This is a genomic window from Paludisphaera sp. (assembly GCF_037189885.1).
Taxonomy (GTDB): Bacteria; Planctomycetota; Planctomycetia; order Isosphaerales; family Isosphaeraceae; genus Paludisphaera.
Map to the genome: position 1 here is coordinate 35,060 of NZ_JBBCIR010000021.1, position 16,997 is coordinate 52,056.

Annotated in this window: 11 protein-coding genes; 3 read left to right on the top strand and 8 right to left on the bottom strand. The window is 71.8% G+C overall.

The window, feature by feature from the left end; translation table 11 throughout:
• Positions 1-81: 81 nt before the first annotated feature.
• Together rnr and WG209_RS08385 are read left to right on the top strand one after the other, a co-directional pair.
• Entirely contained in the window at positions 82-2,388 is a 2,307-nt protein-coding gene (rnr, locus tag WG209_RS08380; protein WP_337174580.1) for a ribonuclease R, read from the top strand.
• Between the two features lie 135 nt (positions 2,389-2,523).
• Positions 2,524-3,495, top strand: a complete 972-nt coding sequence (locus tag WG209_RS08385) for a phosphotransferase (RefSeq protein WP_337174581.1) — start codon at positions 2,524-2,526, stop codon at positions 3,493-3,495.
• A gap of 28 nt (positions 3,496-3,523) precedes the next feature.
• Here WG209_RS08385 and WG209_RS08390 read toward each other — a convergent pair whose 3' ends face one another.
• On the bottom strand, positions 3,524-3,886 hold the full coding sequence (locus tag WG209_RS08390; protein ID WP_337174582.1) for an STAS domain-containing protein: 363 nt from the start codon (positions 3,884-3,886) through the stop codon (positions 3,524-3,526).
• 19 nt (positions 3,887-3,905) lie between these two features.
• Positions 3,906-4,985: an NADH:flavin oxidoreductase/NADH oxidase gene (locus WG209_RS08395; RefSeq protein ID WP_337174583.1), complete on the bottom strand. Its 1,080-nt coding sequence runs from the start codon at positions 4,983-4,985 to the stop codon at positions 3,906-3,908.
• Between the two features lie 371 nt (positions 4,986-5,356).
• Between WG209_RS08395 and WG209_RS08400 the strand changes: the two genes are divergently transcribed.
• Entirely contained in the window at positions 5,357-8,137 is a 2,781-nt protein-coding gene (locus tag WG209_RS08400) for an ATP-binding protein (RefSeq protein WP_337174584.1), read from the top strand.
• 13 nt (positions 8,138-8,150) lie between these two features.
• On the opposite strand, the gene galK is transcribed toward WG209_RS08400, so the two are convergent.
• The 6 genes from galK to WG209_RS08430 form a co-directional block, all read right to left on the bottom strand.
• On the bottom strand, positions 8,151-9,563 hold the full coding sequence (galK, locus tag WG209_RS08405; protein WP_337174635.1) for a galactokinase: 1,413 nt from the start codon (positions 9,561-9,563) through the stop codon (positions 8,151-8,153).
• Entirely contained in the window at positions 9,488-10,684 is a 1,197-nt protein-coding gene (gene metK, locus WG209_RS08410) for a methionine adenosyltransferase (protein WP_337174585.1), read from the bottom strand. The genes galK and metK overlap by 76 nt, the downstream gene beginning before the upstream one ends.
• A 369-nt stretch (positions 10,685-11,053) precedes the next feature.
• Positions 11,054-12,055 carry a hypothetical protein gene (locus tag WG209_RS08415; protein ID WP_337174586.1) on the bottom strand — a complete coding sequence of 334 codons (1,002 nt, stop codon included), beginning with the start codon at positions 12,053-12,055 and terminating at the stop codon, positions 11,054-11,056.
• A 179-nt stretch (positions 12,056-12,234) separates the two neighbouring features.
• The gene (locus tag WG209_RS08420; RefSeq protein ID WP_337174587.1) at positions 12,235-13,575 is read right to left on the bottom strand and encodes a GTPase; all 1,341 of its coding nucleotides are present in this window, start codon (positions 13,573-13,575) and stop codon (positions 12,235-12,237) included.
• 34 nt (positions 13,576-13,609) lie between these two features.
• Positions 13,610-15,874, bottom strand: a complete 2,265-nt coding sequence (locus WG209_RS08425; protein WP_337174588.1) for a YidC/Oxa1 family insertase periplasmic-domain containing protein — start codon at positions 15,872-15,874, stop codon at positions 13,610-13,612.
• 190 nt (positions 15,875-16,064) lie between these two features.
• Positions 16,065-16,832, bottom strand: a complete 768-nt coding sequence (locus WG209_RS08430) for a metallophosphoesterase family protein (protein WP_337174589.1) — start codon at positions 16,830-16,832, stop codon at positions 16,065-16,067.
• Positions 16,833-16,997: the final 165 nt, after the last annotated feature.

Sequence of the window (16,997 nt, forward strand, 5' to 3'; positions counted from 1 at the left end):
CCGCGTGCAACCGGTCCGCCCGCGGGTGGTATCATTGCCGTAATAGCCAAGATCGTCCCGCGCCAGTCCCGAGGCCGTCGCATGTCCAGCCATTCCGACCGCGTGCTCAAGCTCGTTTCCGAGCCTTCGTACAAGCCGAAGACGCTCAAGGCGCTGTCGCGGCACTTCCAGATCGATCCCGAGGAGTACCCCGCGTTCCGGACCGAGATCAAGCGGCTGGTACGCGAGGGGAAGCTGGACGTCGCCGCGGACAAGACGCTCTCGAAGCCCGAGACCGCCGGCGCGATCATCGGGATGTTCCGGCGCTCGGCGAAGGGGTTCGGCTTCGTCCGGCCGCACGGCAAGCCGTCGCGGACCGACCAGATCTACATCCCGCCCGAGGCCGCCGGCGACGCCTCCAGCGGCGACGAGGTGGCGGTCAAGATCGTCAAGCGCTCCCGACGCGAGGGGATGAACGACGAGGGCCGCGTCATCCAGATCGTCGCCAGGGCCAGCGGCGCGTTCGTCGGCACCTACCGCGAGGAGGGGGGCGCCGGCTACGTCAAGGTCGACGGCACCACCTTCCACGACCTCATCTACGTCGGCGACCCCGGCGCGAAGGGGGCCAAGCCCGGCGACAAGGTCGCCCTGGAGATGGTCCGCTACCCCACGCCCTATCAGGAAGGGGAGGGGGTCGTCACCGAGATCCTCGGCGAGCGAGGCGCGCCGGGGGTGGACACGCTCACGGTCATCCGCGCGTTCAACATCCCCGACGTCTTCCCGGAATCCGTCCTGCACGAGGCTCGCGAGTTGGCCAGGGCGTTCCACGAGGAGGACGTCTCCGGCCGCGAGGATCTGCGCGGGCTGCTGACCGTCACGATCGACCCGGCCACCGCCCGCGACTTCGACGACGCCATCTCCCTGTCCCGCGACGAGAACGGCCACTGGAGCCTGGGCGTCCACATCGCCGACGTCTCCCACTTCGTCCGCCCCGGCACCGAGATCGACGACGTCGCCCGCAAGCGCGGCAACAGCGTCTACCTGCCCGACCGCGTCATCCCGATGCTGCCGGAGGTCCTCTCCAACAGCCTCGCCAGCCTCCAGGCCGGGCACACCCGCTACACCGTCAGCGCGATGCTCGACTTCACCCCGGAAGGCGTCCTCACCGCCAAGCGATTCGCCCGCACCGCCATCAAGGTCGACCACCGCTTCGCCTACGAGCGCGCCTTCGAGGTCATGCGGGCCCCCGACGCCGAGCACGAGGGGGTCGCGCCCGAGGTCGTGAAGATGGTCGCCGACATGCTGGAGCTGGCGATGATCCTCCGCAAGCGACGCTTCGCCCGCGGGGCGCTGGAGCTGAGCCTGCCGGAAGTCGAGATCGACCTGGACGACCAGGGGAAGGTCGCCGGAGCGCACCTGGCCGTCAACGACGAGAGCCACCAGGTGATCGAGGAATTCATGCTGGCCGCCAACGAGGCGGCGGCGTCCCACCTGACCGAGCAAGGCGCCGGCTTCCTCCGCCGCGTCCACCCCGACCCCGAGCCGAACAAGCTCGGCGAGTTCGCCGAGTTCGCCCGCAGCCTGGGCTTCGACATCGACCTGCCCCAGAGCCGGTTCGAACTCCAGCGCGTCCTGGCCGAGGCCAAGGAGAAGCCCGAGGAATACGCCGTCCACTACGGCCTGCTGCGCAGCCTCAAGCAGGCGGCCTACACCCCCGAACACGAGGGCCATTACGCCCTGGCGAGCGGCGACTACTGCCATTTCACCTCGCCCATCCGCCGCTACCCGGACTTGCAGGTCCATCGCCAGATCACGGCCATCCTGGCGGGCAAGAAGCCCCGGAGCGACGCGGACGAGCTGGCCGTGCTGGGGGAGCACTGCACCCGCACCGAGCGACGGGCCGAGACCGCCGAGCGCGAGCTGATCCGCGTGAAGCTGCTGACGCACCTGGAGACGAAGGTCGGAGAGGCGTTCCACGCGATCGTGGTGGGGGTGGAGGATTTCGGACTCTTCTGCCGCCTGGTCGAACTCCCCATCGAGGGCCTGCTGCACGTGACCGCGCTGGCCGACGATTTCTATTACCTTGAGGAAGGGACGCACACGCTGGTCGGCCGTCGCGGCGGCTCGCGGCATCGCCTTGGCGACCGGCTGGAAGTCCGCGTGGCGCGCGTGGACGTCGACCGCCGCGAGCTGGACCTGGTCCCGGCCGCGACCCCCGCCGCGGAGGTCCGGCGCGCCGGGAAGCGGCCCCGTCGCGCCGAGGCCGCCCCCCACCCCGCCGGCCCCGGGGGCCCGCGCCCCCCGGCGCCCAGGACGCCCGAGGAGCGGGCCGAACGCCTGGCCTCGAAGAAAAAGAAGAAGGCCAAGCTCAAGATGAAGAAGGCGGCGAAGCGGCGGAAGAAGTCGTGACGCCCCCGCGCCCGGCTGCCCCCTCGCCGGCGATCTTGTGTTATAGAAGGACGGCGCCGGAACGGTCGGGCCGCGCGGCGACGCGGGCGCCGACGCCCGACCGCGGCGGCCTCCGTCGAACGGGAGATCCCCCTTTTGAGCCCATCCGCCGACACCTCCAGCATCTATGACGCCGAAGCGTGGCTCCCCGACCTCGCCGCCCCGGCGGCGCGGGCCCTTGGGGAGGACGCCCGGGTCGAGGGCATGACGCTGCTCTGCGAGCCGAAGCCCCTGGACGACGACACGGCGAAGTTCCTGATCCGCGACCGCCGGGGGAGGCCCTCGGCGGTGCTGCTGGGCTCGCCCACGAGGTATCCCGACGCGGTGGAGCAATACATCGGGCGGTCGCGGGCCGCCGCGAAGGCCCTGGGCCCGGAGCTGGGGCGCGTCATCCTCTCGCCGCTGCTGGAGGGGCGCGCGTCCGGCCGGAGCTACGCGATCCTGCCGTACAACGAGCCGATGAGCCGCAATCGCCTGGTGAATCGGCTCCAGCGGGCGGTCCTGACCCGGCCGCTGCTCTCCTGGCTCCGGCGCGCGACGTCGGCGACGAAATCGGGGCCGATCGCCCCCGGCTCGGACCCCGCGCTGACCAGGAGCCTGGAGCACGTGGCCGGCGTGCCGGGGATGATCGCCGACGCCCGGGCCGCCGCCGAGAGGGCGCTGCGACGGGCGTCCTCCGGCGAATGGAGGCCGCGCCGCGTTTTGGTCCACGGCGACTTCTGGATCGGCAACCTCCTCATCAAGCCCGTCGCGGACGCGGGCCGGAGGCCGGGGGACCGCCTGACGATCATCGACTGGGGCGGGAGCCGGACGGACGGCGCCGGGATGTTCGACCTCCTCCAGTTCCTCGGATCGATCGGGGCGGGCCCCCGGACGCTCCGACGCGAGGTCCTCGCCCATTGCGGGACGCTCGACTGCGACCCCGCCGACGCCTATTCCCACCTCGCGCTGGCCATGGGCGAACTGGGACAGACCCTGAACCAGTTCCCCATGGAACGCTACATCGAGCTGGCGGGGCACCACTTCAGGGCCCTGCGGGCGGCCCTCCCCGAGTTCGCCGAGGGTTAGCCGCGGGGGCGGGGAGACGCGCCCGGGGTCACTCGACCTCCGGGTCGTCGTGGCGGCGATAGAACGCGACGGCCTCGTCGAGCGTGTCGAAGACGTCCCAGAAGTCGTCGAGCCGCATGTCGAGGACCAGGCCGCGGATCGCCGGGCTGGGACGGGCGATGACGACCTCGCCCCCCCGCCGGCGGACGTCCCGCGTGATGGTCATCAGGAGCCCGAGGAACGACGCCCCGGTCTCGTGGACGCCGCTCATCTCCATGGCGAACTCGCGCTCGCCGAGGTCCATGCGATCGGCGACCTCGCCCGCGGCGTCGAAGTGCCTCGGGTCGTTCATGAGCCGGCCGAAGTTGCTCAGGACGGTCACGCCGCGCTCGACTCGGATGTTCAGGGGCATGGGAGGGCCTCCGTCGCGGTCAGCGCCGCTGCTTGAAGACGTAGCCGTACTGCACGGGCCAGGCGACCTCCACGCCCGCCTCGCGCATCGACTTGAGGACCCAGTACGGCTCGCGGAGCAGCTCGCGGCCGAGCAGGACGAGGTCGGCGTCGCCGTCCGCGACGATCCGCTCGGCGTGCTCACGATCCGTGATGAGCCCCACGGCCCCGGTGGCGATCCCGGCCTCCTCGCGGATCCGACGCGCGAACGGCACCTGGTAGCCCGGCCCCAGCGGGATCTTGACCCCCGGCACCAGCGCGCCGGAGGAGCAGTCGATCAGGTCGACCCCGAGCCCCTTCAGCGCCCTCGCCAGCTCGACGGACTGGTCGACGTCCCAGCCCCCCTCGGCCCAGTCGGTGGCCGATATCCGCGCGAACAGCGGCATCGAGTCCGGGATGACGCCCCGGAGCCGCTCGGCCACCCGGCGGACCAGGCGCGTCCGGTTCTCCAGCGAACCCCCGTACTCGTCCTCGCGACGGTTGCTCAGGGGGGAGAGGAACTCGTGCAGCAGGTAGCCGTGGGCCGAGTGGATCTCGATCATGCGGAAGCCGGCGGCCAGGGCGCGGCGGGCGGCGGCCTCCCACGCGTCGACCAGGGCGTCGATCTCGGCGACCGTCAATTCATGCGGCGTGGGGCTCGACGCGTCGAACGGGATCGGGCTGGGGCCGACGACGGGCCATCCCCCCTTCGCCGGGTCGGTGATCGCCTTGCCGCCGAGCCAGGGGGGGTCGCAGCTGGCCTTGCGGCCGGCGTGGGCGAGCTGGATCCCCGGCGCGGCGCCCTGCGACTCGACGAACCGGACGATCCGGGCCAGCGGCTCAATATGGCGGTCGTCCCAGAGGCCCATGTCGCCGGGCGAGATGCGGCCCTCCGGGGTCACGCCGGTCGCCTCCACGATCACCAGCCCGACGCCTCCGGTCGCGCGGGCGCCCAGGTGGACGAGGTGCCAATCGTTGGCGAAGCCGTCCTCGCTCGAATACTGGCACATCGGCGACATCGCGACGCGGTTGCGGAGCGTGAGGCCACGGATCGTATACGGCTCGTACAGGGGGGAGGACATGCGCGGTCGTTCCTCGGGGGGATGCCGTCGCGGGGCGAGCGCCCCGGCTCGACCGACATTGTATGGATCGGGGCAACGGCGCGCGGTCGCGTCTTGTCGATCGGGGACGCGACGACTACAAATGGACGTGTACATGCCGCCCCGAGACCGGGGCGATCCGCGAGGCCCGGCGGGCCGGAATCGGGGTAGGGGCGAGCGGCGGCTGTAGGCTTCGGCGCGGGCGGCGAAGCCCGGCGCGGAGCAGGGGCGGCTGGGGGGGGTCACGGCCGGCATGTAAACTTCATCGGCGCGACATCCGAGAGCACGGCGGCGCGGGCCGCCACATCCGACCTGCCGACGGCCGCGCGGGGTTGCGCGGCCCTGGAGGGCTCGTGACGACTTCGCGAGGCAACGCCGCGTCCGGATTCGCGCGGTACGGGACAGCAATCGCCGCGGCGACGGCCGCCGTCCTGACGGCCGCGGCCTGGCCGCTGGGCTCTCCCGCGCCCATGGCCTTTTCCCTCGCGGCGGTGATGCTGGCGGGGTGGGTCGGCGGGGCCGGCCCGTCGCTGCTGGCGGCGGGCCTATCGATCGTCGCGGCGGTGGCCGATTTCCCGTCGTGGCCGGGATCCGCGGGGTTTCGGCGGGATGCGGCGGGGGACGTCGCGACCTTCGCGGTCGTCTCGGCGTTCATCGCGGCCTGCTCCGGCGCCAGGCTGGCGGCCGAGGCGCGCGGGCGCGCCCCCCGCGAGCCCGAGCGGTCCGGCCCTCGCCCGCCCGAGCCCGGCGCCGACCGCGCGACGCCGACGCCGACGCCGGACGGCCGCGTCCTGGCGATCGACGAGGCCGACCCGCGCGCCGGCGAGGAGAAGTATCGCGCCCTCTTCAACTCGATCGACGAGGGCTTCTGCATCATCGAGATGATCCACGATGACGCGGGACGCCCCGTCGACTACCGTTTCCTGGAGGCCAATCCCGCCTTCATCACCCACACCGGGCTCGTCGACGCCCCGGGCCGCACCATGCGCGAGATGGTCCCCGAGCACGACGACAGCTGGTTCGAGATCTACGGCGAGGTCGTCGCCACCGGCGCGCCGATACGGTTCATCAACCACGCGTCGAAGATGGACGGGCGCTGGTTCGACCTGTACGCCTTCCCGGTCGGCGGCCCGAGGGTGGCCGTGCTGTTCAAGAACGTCACCGCGGCCGTCGAGGCCGAGCGCGAGCGGGAGCGGCTGCTGCTGACCCTCCGCCACGAGAGGGCCCGCCTGGAGACCTTCCTCAAGGAGGCCCCCGCCTTCATCTGCATCTTGCGCGGGCCCGACCACGTCTTCGAGCTGGCCAACCGGCGGTACTATGACCTGGTCGGCGACCGCGCGATCATCGGCCGGCCGGTCCGCGAGGCGTTCCCGGAGCTGGAAGGCCAGGGGTTTTTCGAGCACCTCGACGAGGTCTACCGGACGGGCGAGCCGTACGTCGGCGAGGAGAGGCCGGCGGTGCTGAGCCGCCCGGTCGGGGGGGTCGCCAGGCGGTTCGTCAACGTCGTCTACCAGGCCACGCGCGAGCCCGACGGCTCCATCTCCGGCGTGTTCGTCCACGGCTTCGACGTGACCGACCTGGTCGCCTCGCGCGAGGCCCTGCGCGAGAGCGAGGCGAGCTTCCGCCACCTGGCGGACTCCATGCCCCAGGCCGTCTGGTCCGCCCGCCCCGACGGCTCGATCGACTATTGCAACCGCCGGTGGGAGCGGTACGGCGGCTGCCCCGGGGGCGTGCTGGGGGACGAGGGCTGGGCCGGGCTCATCCACCCCGACGACCTGGAGCTGGCGCGCGACGCCTGGAGGGAATCGATCCTCACCGGGGGGCCGTTCGAGGTCGAGTACCGGCTCCGCCTGGCCCACGGCGGTTACCGCTGGCACCTCGGCCGCGCCCTGCCGATCGAGGACGCGCGGGGCGAGATCGCGCGCTGGTTCGGGGCCAACACCGACGTCGACGACGTCAAGCGCCTCTCGGAGGCCCTCAAGCAGGCCGATCGGCGCAAGGACGAATTCCTGGCCACCCTGGCGCACGAGCTGCGCAACCCCCTGGCCCCGCTCCGCAACGGCCTGCAGATCCTCGGCCTGGACCCCTCCCGGGAGGTCCTGGACATGACGATGGAGATGATGGGCCGGCAGCTCGGGCACATGGTCCGCCTGGTCGACGACCTGATGGACGTCGCCCGCGTCGGCAGCGGCAAGATCACCCTGCGGAGGGAGCGGACCACCCTCCAGGCCGCCGCCATCGGCGCGATCGAGTCGACCCGCGACGTGGTCGACCTGGGTCGCCACGAGCTGTCCGTCTCGATGCCCGACGAGCCGCTCATCCTCGACGCCGACCCGACCCGGCTGACCCAGATCCTCTCGAACCTCCTCACCAACGCCGCCAAGTACACCCGGAAGGGGGGCCGGATCGCCCTGACGGTGCGCCGCGAGGGGGACGAGGCGGTCGCGACCGTGAAGGATTCGGGCGTCGGCCTGGCCCCCGAGATGCTCTCACGCGTCTTCGACATGTTCACGCAGGTCGACGCCTCGGTGATGCACTCGCAGGGGGGCCTGGGGATCGGCCTGACGATCGTCAAGCGGCTGGTCGAGCTGCACCGCGGCCGGATCGAGGCCCGCAGCGAGGGGGAGGGGAAGGGGAGCGAATTCATCGTCCGCTTCCCCCTGGCCCACCCCGCGGACGACGAGGCCCCGATCCCGCGGGCCGACGGGCCGGGGGTCTCGACCGGCCCGATCCGCGTCCTGGTGGTCGACGACAATCGCGACTCGGCGAACACCCTCTCGCGCCTGCTGGAGCTGGACGGGCACGAGGTCCACACGTCCTACAACGGCGCCGACGCGCTGGCCGCCGCCGCGGCGTCCCCCCCGGACGCGATCCTGCTGGACCTCGGCCTGCCGGACAAGAACGGCTACGAAATCGCCGAGGAGATGCGGGCCCGCCCGGAGCTGGCCGACGCCATGATCGTGGCGCTGACCGGCTGGGGCCAGCCCGAGGACCGTCGCCGCTCCCGCGAGGCGGGCTTCGACCACCACATGGTCAAGCCCGTCGACATGAGGGCGCTGCGGAACATCCTCGCGGTGGTGGCCGCCGCCGTCCGCGAGCGCAACGACCGCGCCCCGGCCGGGCGGGAGGCGTGAGCGCGACGCGTGGTCAGTCGACCAGCCGACGCCCGGAGGCGCCGTCGGCGGCGCGGCAGACGTGGACGTCCGGGGGGACGTTCATCCGGCGGAAGTAGCCGCCGCGCACGGCCTCGGCGAACTCCTCCGCCCTGGCCGGCTCGACGAGGTTGACGGTGCACCCCGCCCACCCGGCCCCGGAGAGCTTGCCCCCCAGGAAGCCCGGAGCCTCCTCCGCGGCCTCGACCAGCGCGTCGAGCGCCGGGGAGCTGTTCTCGAAGTCGTCCCGGCTGGAGGCGTGCGACGCCGAGATCAGCGAGCCGAAGCGCTTCAGATCCCCTCCGCGCAGGGCCGCGACGCCCTCGCGCACGCGCTCGTTCTCGGTCAGGACGTGGCGAGCCCGCCTGCGGCAGGTCGGGTCGAGGTCGTCCCAGGCCTCCTCCAGCTCCGCGAGCGAGATGTCGCGGAGCAGATGCACGGCGTCCCCGCCCTTCCTCGCCTTGAAGTGCTCGACGACGGCGTTGCACTCGGCGAAGCGGCGGTTGTACATCCCGTCGGCCAGCTTGCGCGAGGTCTTGGAGTCGCAGACCACGATCGCCGGGCCGGGCGAGCCCAGCGGGACCCGGGCGAACTCCAGCGACTGGCAGTCCAGGAACAGCGCGTGGTCCTCGCGGCCGAAGAGGCTGGAGAACTGGTCCAGCAGGCCGGAAGAGACGCCCACGAACGCGTTCTCCGAGCGCCTCAGGACCATCGCCAGGTCCATCAGCGCGGAGTCGGAGCCCTCGCCGACGTACTGGTCGACCACCTTGCCGGGGGCGATGCCGGCCTGGAGGAGGAAGAAGGCGACGGCCGCCTGGAGGCTCGCCGAGGAGGAGAGCCCCGCCCCCAGCGGGACCTCGCCGGCGATGGCCGTCTCGAAGCCGCCGGTCAGCTCGGCACCGAGCGCCTCCTGGAGCGCCCAGACCACCCCCTTGACGTAGTTCGGCCAGGTGCCGACCGGCCCGCGCTCGATCTCGGCGAGGGGGAAGCGCGCCGAGCCCTCGAAGTTGGCGGCGTAGACGCGGCCCTCGCCCCCGGGACGGGCGCGGCCGACGACGGCGGTGTAGCGATCCACGGCGGCGGCCATGACGAGGCCGCCGTTGTAGTCGGTGTGGTTGCCCAGCAGCTCCACGCGGCCGGGCGCGCGGGCGGCGACTTCCGCGCGGCCCCCGTACTCGGCCGCGAAGGCCTGGGAGGCGGCGGCTTCCAGTTCCAGGGGGGTCCTCAGGGGGGGATCCCGGACTCGATCGGAATGGGGGAGGGGAGGGCGACGGGGCGGCGGCCGGCGATGACGCCGCCCGCCGTCGAGGCGAATCAGGTCGAGCCGCGGCGTCAGGCGCCGACGGCGACGGGCTGGAGCTTGGCGGCGGCGGCGCGGAGGGCGTCGGCCTTGTCCGTCTTCTCCCAGGTGAACTCGGCGTCGGTGCGGCCGAAGTGGCCGCCGCTGGCCGTCTTGCGGTAGATCGGCTTGCGCAGGTCCAGGTGCTTGATGATCCCGGCGGGGGTCAGCGGGAAGTGCTCGCGGATCAGCTCGGCGATCTTCGAGTCGGCGACGGTGCCGGTGCCGAAGGTGTCGACGTGGATGCTGACCGGCTCGGAGACGCCGATGGCGTAGGCGAGCTGGATCTCGCAGCGCCTGGCCAGGCCGGCGGCGACGACGTTCTTGGCGACGTAGCGGGCCATGTAGGCGGCCGAGCGGTCGACCTTGGTGGGATCCTTGCCGCTGAAGGCGCCGCCGCCGTGGCGGCCCAAGCCGCCGTAGGGGTCGACGATGATCTTGCGGCCGGTGACGCCCGAGTCGCCGTGCGGGCCGCCGATCACGAAGTTGCCCGTCGGGTTGATGTGGTAGGTGATCTTCCCGGTCTTCAGCTCGGTCGGGATGCAGGGGTCGATGACCTCGGCCTGGATCCGCTCGCGGATCTCGGCGAGGGTGACGCCCGGGTCGTGCTGCGTGGAGACGACGACGGTGTCGACCCGCAGCGGCGTGTAGCCTTCGTACTCCACCGACACCTGGCTCTTGGCGTCGGGGCGGAGCCAGGGGATCGTGCCGTCCTGGCGGACCTCGGTGATCTTGTTGATGATCCGGTGGGCCAGGGCGATCGGCAGGGGCATCAGCTCCGGCGTCTCGTCGCAGGCGAAGCCGAACATCATCCCCTGGTCGCCGGCGCCGACGTCCTTGCCCTTCTCGGCGTCCTCGTTCACGCCCATCGCGATGTCGGGCGACTGCTTGCCGAGGGCCACCATGACCGCGCAGGTGGTCCCGTCGAAGCCCTGGTCGCTGGAGGTGTAGCCGATGTCGCGGACGACCTGGCGGACGATCGCCGGGTAGTCGACCATCGCCGTCGTGGTGATCTCGCCGGCCAGGCAGACCAGCCCGGTGGTCAGGAGCGACTCGCAGGCGACGCGGGCGTGGGGGTCCTTCTCCAGGATCGCGTCGAGGATCCCGTCGGAGATCTGGTCGGCCATCTTGTCGGGATGGCCCATCGACACCGACTCGCTGGTGAAGAGATAGCGGTCTTTCTGTGACACGTTCGATCGTCTCCTGCCCGGTGCGGGGAGGGGCGCCGTCGCGGTCGGCTCGAAGGCCGGAGGGCCCCGTAAATTCGGTCTCGTTGGGGATACGTCGCGCGCGCCTCCCGGGCCGGAACGGCCGATCCGCATCCTGCGGACGGCGAGGCGGGCGCCGGCGGGACTTAGGCGCGCGAGCCGACGGCCATGGCCGAATCACGAGTCTAGCAACGCCGCCCGGCTTTGTGAAGAAGCCCCGCGCGGGCGTCGCTCCCACGCCTCGCGCGTCGTCCCACGGCCGCCCCCTCTCGCGCCCGGCCCGAGTGGAGGCGACGCCCCCGCCGCGAGGCGTGCAACCGGCGAGTCATGACCACGGACGCGATCACGGCGTCAGGAGAAGCCGAGTTCGATCGCGGCTCGGCGCAGGATCTCGGCCCTCGTCTCCGCGGCGAGTTCGACCCGCTCGTCGCGCAACGCGCTCGAGTTGATTTCGACGGTCTTCCCGGCGGCTCGCTCCCGCTCGGTCAGCCGGAGCATCGTCTCGACCGGGCTGACTTTCCGTTGGTGGAGCAGCATCGATCGGAGTTCGTCGAACAGGGCGCTGGGCGTCCGAACGGGAAACGAGAGCGCCCCGCCACAGGCGGCGAGTTGGTCCTCGTACCGGTCGCGGAGCCAGGTGACCGACCATCCCGGCCATCGGGCCGCGAGCCGGGTCGAGACTCCCGGTTGATCGCCGGCGGTCCAGTAGAAGAGGCGCTTCGCCCCCAGGTCGAGGTGAAAGCCGCCGGTGGGGAATGTGTTCGTCCATTCGGCCAGGGCAAGCCGTCCCAACCCCGGACGCGAGGCGACGGCGGCCGCCACCTTCGATCCACTGAGCAACAAGTGGTCATCGACGTTCCATTCCAGGGGGAACAACCTCAACGAGCCGTCTTCCAGGCGCGCGCTCCCCACCACTTCCACGTGGTCTGGCGACTGGGGCGGTCGAAGATCCGGGGGGGCGAGGCGATCCTCCGCGGGGGTGATGACCCGCTCCCGAGGATAACCGACGTAATCCGCCAGGTCGGCGATCCCTTCGTCGGCCCAGCCGACGTCCCAGCCCCGCCATGCGACGCCGAGCAGCGACAGGTACAGCCGACGGAGCGGCACGTCGTATCGCAGGTCCTCGCCGCCGAACAATCGGAAGACGCGGCGGTCCACGTCGATCACCGACCCGCCTTCCGCCCAGACGTCATCGAGCCACTCGGTCCCGGCGGCCGGCTGGGCTTCCGTGAAGGCGATGGCGTGGCGAGGTCCCCAGAAGAGGTCGCGAGGCAGGCTGTTGGCCGCCCAATGGCTGTATCGAAGGTCATACCCGCCTCCCCGGACGACGATCAGGTTTGCTCGGTGTCCCATCCGCGTCTCCGAGATTCGGGCTGTCGTTCATGAGAGCATACGACGCAAGCCACGATCGACGACACCGGAAAGCGATCGACAATCGCGGCCTGGGTTCGCGCGCGGCGGGGTGTCGCTCGCCGACGCCTCGCGCCATCGGGTCGGGGCCGACGCCCCATCTCCCGCCGATGCGGCGCCGGCTATTTCCCGATGCAGAAGCGGGCGAAGACGCGGTCCAGCACGTCGTCGGCGACCACGACCCCGGTGACTTCGGCCAGGTCCTCGAGGGTCGCGCGCAGGTCGAAGGCGATCAGCTCGTCCCCCGCGCCGACGGCCATCGCGGCCGAGGCGGCGCGGAGGGATGCGGTGGCGCGGAGCAGGGCGTCGCGGCAGCGGGCGGAGGTGGGCGAGGCGGGCTCGGCCTCGCGGCGGCGGATCGCGTCGGCGACGGCCCGCGTCAGGTCATCGAGCCCCGCGCCCGTCGCGGCGCTGGTGACGAGCCACCGGGAGCCGTCGGACGGGGGAGGGGCGACATCCCCCTTGGTCCAGACGCGGATGGTCCGGTCGTCGTCCGGGAGGTCGACCGGGGGGCAGTCGACGGAGGCGCAGGCGAGGAGCACGTCGGCGCGGTCGGCCTCGGAGGAGGCGCGGGCCTGGGCCTCGGCGGCGATGGCGTCGACGGCCGGCTCGACGCCCGCCGTGTCGACCAGCTCGACGACCAGGCCGTCGCGATCGAGGAGGGCCGAAAGGGTGTCGCGCGTCGTCCCCGCCAGGGGGGTGACGATGGCGCGGTCGTCGCCCAGCAGCGCGTTGAACAGGCGGCTCTTGCCGGCGTTCGGCGGCCCCGCCAGCACCACGCGGGGGGCGTCGTCGGAGCGGTCGCGACGGCCGAGGCGGTCGGTCAGGGCGTCCAGCGCGTCGGCCTCGCTGGCCAACTCGGTGGCGAGCGTCGCGCGGCCGATCGGGTCGACGTCCGCCTCGTCGACGAAGTCCAGGCCCGCCTCCAGGTGGGCGAGCAGGTCGAGCAGCCGGTCGCGCAGGGCCTCGATGGGCCCGGCGACCCCGCCGGCCAGTTGCTCCAGCGCCGCGTCGAGGCGGCGGGGGTCGCGGGCGTCGATCACCCCCAGGACGGCCTCGGCGCGGGTGAGGTCGATCCGGCCCGAGAGGAAGGCGCGGAGGGTGAATTCCCCGGGACGCGCCGGCCTGGCCCCGTGGGACAGGACGTGGGCCAGCAAGCGGGCGAGCAGGGGGGGCGAGCCGGGGGCGTGGATCTCGGCCAGCTCCTGCCCGGTGTACGTCCGCGGCGCCGGCCAGAGCGCGAGTTCCGCCGGCAGGGTCGGACGCAGCCCGGCCAGGCGATAGGCCCCCCGGACGACCATCGCATGGGGCGCGGCGTCGTCGAACGGCTTGTCGGGCTCGAACCCGGCGGTCGCGATCCGCCACGCGCCGGGGCCGGAGATTCGCACGATTCCGCGAGGCCCCGGCCCTGAGGCCGAGGCCGTCGCGGCGATGGCGTCGTCGAGGTCGAAGGCGGAGGACATCAGGGGTCGTCCCGGCGGGGTCGCCCGGCCTCGATCACTTCCGCTTCGGCCGGACGCGGGGCCGGTCGGGGCGGTCCGAGTCGCCGTTGCGGTCGCGCTTCGGATCGGCCTGGGAGCCGGCCCGATCGTCGGCCACCTTGCGGTAGGTCGGATCCTTCTTCGCCTCTTCGAGCACGCGGCTCCAGAACTGGGCGAGGCCGCCGGCCGGCTTCGGCGGGGCCGGGGGTCCGCCTCGGGAGCGGTCGTCCTTCTCCTTGCCCTTGTCCTTGTCCGCGGCGTCATCCGCAGCCAGGGGCTGCTCGTGGATGATCTTCGGCAGCAGGAGGCGCTCGCCGATCGACCACAGGCTGCTGACGATGAAGTAGATGCCCAGGCCCGAGGGGACCTTGTAGAACATGACGGCCATCACGACCATCATGTACTTCATGGTCTTCTGCTGCATCTCCATCTCCGGCGTCGTGGCCGGGGGGGAGAACAGGTGCGTCTGGAAGATCATCAGGCCGACCACCAGGATCGGCAGCAGGTTGAACCAGTGGCCCAGGAACGGCACGTCGAACGGCATGCGGAACAGCATGTCCGGCGCGGCCAGGTCGTTGATCCAGAGGAACGGGGCCTGCCGCAGCGCGACCGACGAGTTCAGCGCCTGCCACAGCCCGACGAAGATCGGGATCTGCACCAGCGCCGGGACGCAGCCCGCGACCGGGTTCGCGTTGTGCTTCTTGTACAGCGCGAAGGTCTCGCGGGTGAGCTTCTCCTTGTCGTCCTTGTACTTCTCCTGGAGCGCCTTCAGGTGCGGCTGGAGGTGCTGCATCCTCTGGGCCACCATCGCCTGCTTCCGGCCCAGGGGGAACAGCATCAGCTTGACGATCATCGTCAGGAGGATGATCGCCAGGCCGTAGTTGCCCCGCGTCCCGCCGAAGACCGACGCCACGCGCTCGGTGATGCCGTAGGTCAGCGAGAGGATCGGCGAGATGAAGTAGCGGGCGATGCTCGTGGCGAGCGGGATCATCCCCTTGCGGTAGACCGCCAGGTCCGACGCGCCGTAGGGCGCCAGGGCGGCCTCGGTCTTGGGGCCGGCGAAGACCTTGAAGGCGACCTCGCGCGAGACGTTCGGCCCGATCGTGATGGGCCGCGAGTGGATCCGCACGCCCACGTCCGACTTCTGGGAGTCCCCCGGGTGCCGCTCCAGGAGGACGGCCTGGGACTCGCGGTCGATCCGCTCGTCGGCGGCGGCCGAGCCGAGCACCGGGGCGAGGAGGATGGCGAAGTACTGGTTCTCGACGCCCGTGAACCGCAGGGGCTCGACGGTCGACTCGATCGGCTTGTCGGTCGCCTTGGCGATCTCGTACGCCGTGTGGGAGGTGAGGTTGACCTTGCCCCCCGGCGCGGCGGTGCCGAAGAAGACCTCGCGGAAGGTGGCGGTGTACCACTCCCCCTCGATCGGGATGCCGTAAGGCGCCAGCAGGTTGTACGCGAACGTCCGCGGCCTGTCCGGGCTCTCGAACTTCAGGAGGAAGTCGAAGCCGTCCTCCCCCTTCCAGAGCCGGTACGTCTTGGTGACGATCACGCCGTCGTCGGCCGTGGCGCGGAAGACGACCTCCTGGCCCTCGGCGGCCGTGACCCCCTCCGCGGCCGGCCGGCTGAGCGGGCGGACCGCCCGGCCCTGGTCGTCGCGGACGACCTCCCAGACCTCGGCGTCCAGCAGGTCCTCGGTCGGCGTCTGGGCGCCGTTGGCGGCGGCGAGCATGCGCTCGGCGGGGCGCATCGGCACGATCCGGCCGGCGACGTCCGGCGGGCTGAGCGTCAGCGACAGCGACGGCGGCCACGTCCCCACCGAGACCGGCCGGCTCGGGTCGCGGCCGATGAGTTGCATCGGGCGATGCGGGTTCACCCGCCCCTCGAAGTCGGCGTCATACCGCGACGAGAGGACCGAGGCGACCCCGGCCCCCTTCTGGTCGAGCTGGATCTGGAAGTGGTAGCCCCCCGGGGACCTGTCCTCCAGCGAGCCCATCGTCAGGTCGGCGGGGGGGACGACCTCGATCCGGGGCTTCTCCGCCTCGGGCTTCGCCTCGCCGGCCTCGCCCGACTCGGTCGGCCTGGGCTCGGCGGCCTTGATCGCGAGGGAGTCGGCCGACTTCGCCTCGTCGGGCTTCGCGGCCGGGTCGGCGTCGGCCCGAGCGACGGGCTTCCGCTCCGCCGGGGCGGGCGCCCAGCCGAGTTTCTGGAGGATCAGGGGGAACCCCAACACCCACAGGAACGTCAGCATCACGAAAAGGATCAGGCGTCTCTCATTGCTCATGAACGAGGCTTCCCGAAGCGGTTGGGCGGCGAGGCGGGGGGCGGGGAGAGGCGGCCGGCCCGCATTCGGCTGGGGCCGGGCCCGAACGGCGCCCGGGAAGGGCACCCCGGACAACCCCCGATTGTCGCCGGGGGACGCTCGTTCCGCAAGCCGGACCGCGCGGCGGGGCCGTCGGCGGGACGCCCGACCGTCAGCGCCCCTGGCGGAGCCGGTCGCCCAGGAAGGGCTCCAGGTCCGGGATGGCGTGGATCTTCCGGATGGTCGTCTCGAAGTCGTAGGGGACCCGACGGTACGAGACGCGGGGGGGGCGGGCGCCGTCGCCGTCGTCCAGGACGGCGTAGCAAGCGCGCGGGTCGCCGTCGCGGGGCTGGCCGACGGAGCCCACGTTGATCAGCAGCTTGCCCTCGCCCAGCGTGTACTCGTGGTCGATCTCCTCCGGGGCGAAGAACTGGAATTCCTCGGTGAAGACCCCCGGGACGTGGGTGTGCCCCTGGAAGCAGTAGTTCTCCACGAGCTGGAACAGCCGCTCCATCTTCCGGTGGTTGTAGATGTCCTCCGGGAAGATGTACTCGCTCAGCGGGTTGCGGGGCGAGCCGTGGACGAACAGGAACGGCGGGGCCTTGTGCGACCGCGGCAGCTCGCCGAGGAACTCCCAGCGACGCTCGTTGCCGGCGCGATCGGTGGCGCTCTCCAACTGGCCGCGGGTCCAGAAGATGGCCCGCTCGGCGCCGACGTTGAAGCCGTCGGGGTCGAACATGGCCCCCTGGTCGTGGTTGCCCAGGAGGGTGACGGCACAATTGTCGATGACCAGGTCGATGCACTCGCGCGGATTCGGGCCATACCCGATCACGTCGCCCAGGCAGTAGATCTCATCGACCCCCTGGCCCTCGATGTCGCGCAGGACGGTCTCCAGCGCCTCGAGATTCCCGTGGATGTCACTGATTAACGCGCGACGCACCGAGTGGGGTCCTCCGGCCAGAGCAGGGGAGGGCGCCGGGAGGGATCGTCGTCCCGGCCTGCGAGTCATGTTACTCGAAGCGCGTCGTCGGGGGAATTTCCACCGCCCGCTTCTTCAATCTATTGAAACAATAGGACCGCCCCCCGGACGGCGTCAAGCCACGGC